6 protein-coding genes and 1 tRNA gene are annotated in these 3932 nt (G+C 70.3%); 6 read left to right on the forward strand and 1 reads right to left on the reverse strand.

The window, feature by feature from the left end:
• The 6 genes from KBX53_RS25185 to KBX53_RS25210 form a co-directional block, all read left to right on the forward strand.
• A partial coding sequence (locus tag KBX53_RS25185) for an alpha-ketoacid dehydrogenase subunit beta (RefSeq protein WP_305797975.1) occupies window positions 1-1029 on the forward strand: 1029 nt, incomplete at its 5' end.
• A gap of 112 nt (window positions 1030-1141) precedes the next feature.
• A complete protein-coding gene (locus KBX53_RS25190; protein ID WP_030330240.1) occupies window positions 1142-1579 on the forward strand; it encodes a DUF3052 domain-containing protein in 438 nt (145 codons plus the stop codon).
• An 88-nt stretch (window positions 1580-1667) separates the two neighbouring features.
• On the forward strand, window positions 1668-2132 hold the full coding sequence (locus KBX53_RS25195; protein ID WP_030330239.1) for a peroxiredoxin: 465 nt from the start codon (window positions 1668-1670) through the stop codon (window positions 2130-2132).
• 74 nt (window positions 2133-2206) lie between these two features.
• A tRNA-Val gene (locus KBX53_RS25200) sits at window positions 2207-2278 on the forward strand.
• A gap of 103 nt (window positions 2279-2381) precedes the next feature.
• Window positions 2382-2999 (forward strand): DUF2625 family protein, encoded by a 618-nt coding sequence (locus KBX53_RS25205; protein WP_210861985.1) that lies wholly within the window; start codon window positions 2382-2384, stop codon window positions 2997-2999.
• Between the two features lie 158 nt (window positions 3000-3157).
• Window positions 3158-3706 carry a hypothetical protein gene (locus KBX53_RS25210; RefSeq protein ID WP_210861987.1) on the forward strand — a complete coding sequence of 183 codons (549 nt, stop codon included), beginning with the start codon at window positions 3158-3160 and terminating at the stop codon, window positions 3704-3706.
• Between the two features lie 64 nt (window positions 3707-3770).
• Here the strand turns inward: KBX53_RS25210 and KBX53_RS25215 are convergent, their stop codons facing one another.
• The gene (locus KBX53_RS25215; RefSeq protein ID WP_309140850.1) at window positions 3771-3905 is read right to left on the reverse strand and encodes an SDR family oxidoreductase; all 135 of its coding nucleotides are present in this window, start codon (window positions 3903-3905) and stop codon (window positions 3771-3773) included.
• Between the last annotated feature and the right edge of the window lie 27 nt (window positions 3906-3932).

Here is a 3932-nt window from a genome sequence, read left to right on the forward strand (position 1 = left end):
CCGATGACGTTGGCGCAGAGCATCAACGCCGCGCTCGCCGACGGGATGCTCGACCACCCGCAGATGGCGGTCTTCGGTGAGGACGTGGCCGCCAAGGGCGGCGTGTACGGGGTGACGAAGGGGCTGCGCGACCGGTTCGGGGCGGCCCGGGTCTTCGACACCCTGCTCGACGAGACGTCGGTGCTCGGGCTGGGCCTCGGTGCCGGGTTGGCCGGGATGCTGCCGGTGCCGGAGATCCAGTACCTGGCGTACCTGCACAACGCCGAGGACCAGCTGCGCGGTGAGGCGGCCACCATGCGGTTCTTCTCCCAGGGGGCGTTCCGCAACCCGATGGTCGTGCGGGTGGCCGGCCTGGCGTACCAGGAGGGGTTCGGCGGGCACTTCCACAACGACAACTCGGTGGCCGTACTCCGGGATGTGCCCGGTCTGGTGATCGCGGTGCCGGCGCGGCCGGACGACGCCGCGCCCATGCTGCGAACCTGTCTGGCGAGCGCGGCGGTGGACGGCAGTGTGTGCGTGTTCCTGGAACCGATAGCGCTCTACCACACCCGCGACCTGTACGCCGACGGTGACGGAGAGTGGCTGGCCGGCTATCCGGAGCCGGGCGGATGGGTGGCCGGTCACGTGCCGATCGGGCGGGCCCGGGTCTACCGCGTCGGGTCGGCCGACGACCTCACCATCATCACCTTCGGTAACGGGGTGCGGATGTCGCTGCGGGCCGCGGCCGTCCTCGCCGAGGAGGGGGTGGGCACCCGCGTGGTGGACCTGCGTTGGCTGGCCCCGCTGCCGGTGGCCGACATCATCCGGGAGTCCTCGGCGACCGGCCGGGTGCTGGTGGTGGACGAGACACGCCGCTCCGGCGGGGTCGGCGAGGGCGTGATCGCCGCGCTCGTCGACGCCGGATATGTCGGTGCCGCGCGGCGAGTGGCGGGAGTTGACTCGTTTGTACCATTAGGTCCGGCAGCACGTCACGTACTGGTCTCCGCGGAAGCCATTACCGACGGTGCCCGTACGCTGCTGGCACGGTAAATTCCGTTCCACCCGGTGCGCCACTTGCGCGCAGACCCACAAGTGTGTGGACTTTGCCTGACGGCGTCGCACCGACGCCGCGAGCAGGGACGAGATGAGGAGGCACGCGACAGTGAGCGCGACCGCTGGTCAGGCCGCCGACGGGGTACGCAGCCTGGCGGACCGGTTCGGGATCGAACCGGGGATGGTCGTCATGGAGATGGGGTACGACGACGACGTCGACCAGGATCTCCGAGACGCCCTGACCGACCGCTGTGGAGATCTGGTCGACGAGGACACCGACGAGGTGGTCGACGCGGTGCTGGTGTGGTACCGGGACGGCGACGGCGACCTCTTCGAGCTGCTCGTCGATGCCCTCGGCCCGCTGGCCGACAACGGCGTCGTGTGGCTGCTCACCCCCAAGGCGGGGCGCGAGGGGCACGTCGAGCCGAGCGAGGTCGCGGAGTCCGCGCCCACCGCTGGCCTTCAGCAGACCTCGACCGTGAACGCCGGCCGGGACTGGAGCGGCGCACGTCTGGTGCTGCGCCGAGGGGCCAAGGCCAAGAAGTAGCCAGCGCCGCTCTGCGCGCCCGACGGTCCGCCCACCGCCGGGTGGCAGGCCGCTGCCGTTCACCCGACTCGACCCGAGGAGAGTGCGCATGCTCATCGAGGTTGGTGCCGAGGCACCGGACTTCGTGCTGAAGGACCAGAACAACCAGGAGGTCCGACTGTCGGACTTCCGGGGCAGGCGCACCGTGCTGCTGGTCTTCTACCCGCTCGCCTTCACCGGCATCTGCCAGGGCGAGCTGAGCGAGATCCGAGACAACCTCGACGAGTACGTGAACGACGACGTCCAGGTGCTGACCGTCAGCGTCGACTCGGTCTACAGCCACAAGATCTGGGCCGACCGTGAGGGCTACCAGTTCCCGATGCTGGCCGACTTCTGGCCGCACGGTGCCGTCGCCCAGGCGTACGGGGTCTTCAACGACGTGGCCGGCTTCGCCAACCGGGGCACCTTCGTCATCGACAGGACCGGCGTGGTCCGCTTCGCCGAGATGAACGGTCCGGGCGAGGCCCGCGACCAGCAGGGTTGGCGCAAGGCCGTCGCCGAAGCGACCAACTGACCGGGGTACGCCGTGCACCCGGGTCGGTGGCGGGCAGGTAAGCTTGCCAGCCACCGGCCCGCCACGGGCGATCCGGGCGCGTAGCTCAGTGGGAGAGCACTCGCCTTACAAGCGAGGGGTCGCAGGTTCGAAACCTGCCGCGCCCACAACAGGCAAAACTCGGAGGGCGTGCAGCACGTTCCATACGCTTGATCGTTCAGCGAGCACTCGCTCAGCGAACCACCGGAGAGGCTCTGCGAGGCTGAGAGGGTGGAACAGTCTGCGTGGTTCGAGATTTCGGCGCTGGTGGCAGCAGCTCCGTATCCGGTGGAGGTGCTGCCGGCCGATCCTCAGCGGGCGGGAGCATGCCTGGGGGCTCTGGAAATCACGACCAGGTCGTGGCTCGGGGCGGTGGTGGTCAACAGCGGCGGGCTGGTAGTCGATCACGGTTGGCTCCGGGTGCTGGGCGGTGGGCACGACGGGCTGCCGGATGTGGCGGCCGAGATGGTCGCGGGAGTTGGTCGTCCGGTCGTCGCCTTCGATGTGATGGGCGGGCAGTTCGCGTGGTTGCAGGCGGAGCCGGGCGCGAGGCCGACGGTGCACTATTTCGGCCCGGAGGACCTGGCTTGGCAGGATCTTGAGCTTGGGTATGGCGAGTGGCTGGAGGCGATGCTCGCCGGTGCAGTGACGGGGTTTTATGAAGGCTTGCGGTGGCCGGGGTGGGAGGCCGAGGTTGCGGGCGTTGCCCTGGATCAGGGGATCAGCGCATTGCCACCGCCGTGGACCACGCAGGGCAAGGATCTCTCGATGGTGTCTCGCAAGCCGATCCGGCTTGCTGAACTCGTTTCGGTTCACCAGGAGTTCGCGCGTCAACTCGGCTCTCTCTAGATCATCGCCCCCGGGACGACGGGCCGAACCCGGCCTCATCGCGGCGTCCATCGGGCAGGCTCGTCGGTCATGCCGACCTGATCCGGGAGTCGGTGGACGGGCTCACCGGCGAGGACCCGACGCGGCCGGGTCCGGAGTGATCACGCCATGATGGGTGGGTGCAGGACACCGTCGCCGTCGCGCTGATCACCTCACTGTCCACCTTGGCCGCCGCCACCCTCACCGGGCTGGTCGGCGCGCTCAGCACCCGCCGGCAACTGGCCCACCAACTCACCGTCGCCCGGCAGGAGAGCGTCGAGCGGTGGGCGACGCGTCGGGACGAGTTGCGCCGCGACGCGTACGTCGGGTTTCTGGGCGCCTGCGACCAGGCGTACCGGCAGTTGGACCGGCGGTGGCTCGAACCCGGCGGGGGCGAGCCGGTGCCCGGCTTCGACGAGGCGTACGCGGCGATGCGCGCCGTCGACGAGGCGTACAACCTGGTGTTGCTGGAGGGCCCGGCGGAGGTCGCGGCGGTCGGCCGGGCCGTGTTGACCAGCCTCACCGCGGAGCACGCCGACCAGCGCCGGCTCGGTGACGAGCCGGGCGACCGGGGTGTGCCGCTGCGCGACCGGCACCGTGAGCGCTGGCTCGCGGCGATCGAGGTACGCACGAATCACCGGATCTCGTTCGTCGACGCGGTACGCCCGGTGCTGGGCCACGACGGCTGACGAGCCGGCACTGGGTTGGTTGAGCCCGGGGCGGCGTCGGATGGCGCCGACGCCGCCCGGGTGCTCAGCTGTTGAAGCCGCCGTCCACGTTGACCACCGCACCGGTCACGTAACCGGCCTCGGGGCTGGCCAGGTGCGCGACGGTGGCCGCGATGTCGGCGGGGCGGGCGTACCGGCCGACGGCGGTGACTCCGGTGATCGCCGCCGCGTTCGGCCCGTCCGCCGG

Origin of the sequence: Micromonospora sp. M51, from assembly GCF_018070305.1 — a bacterium.
In the GTDB taxonomy this organism is placed as follows: domain Bacteria; phylum Actinomycetota; class Actinomycetes; order Mycobacteriales; family Micromonosporaceae; genus Micromonospora; species Micromonospora parva.

What these genes read in the sequence shown, in the direction of transcription:
- KBX53_RS25195 (WP_030330239.1), top strand. Translation starts at nt 1,668, where the DNA reads ATGCTCATCGAGGTTGGTGCCGAGGCACCGGACTTCGTGCTGAAGGAC.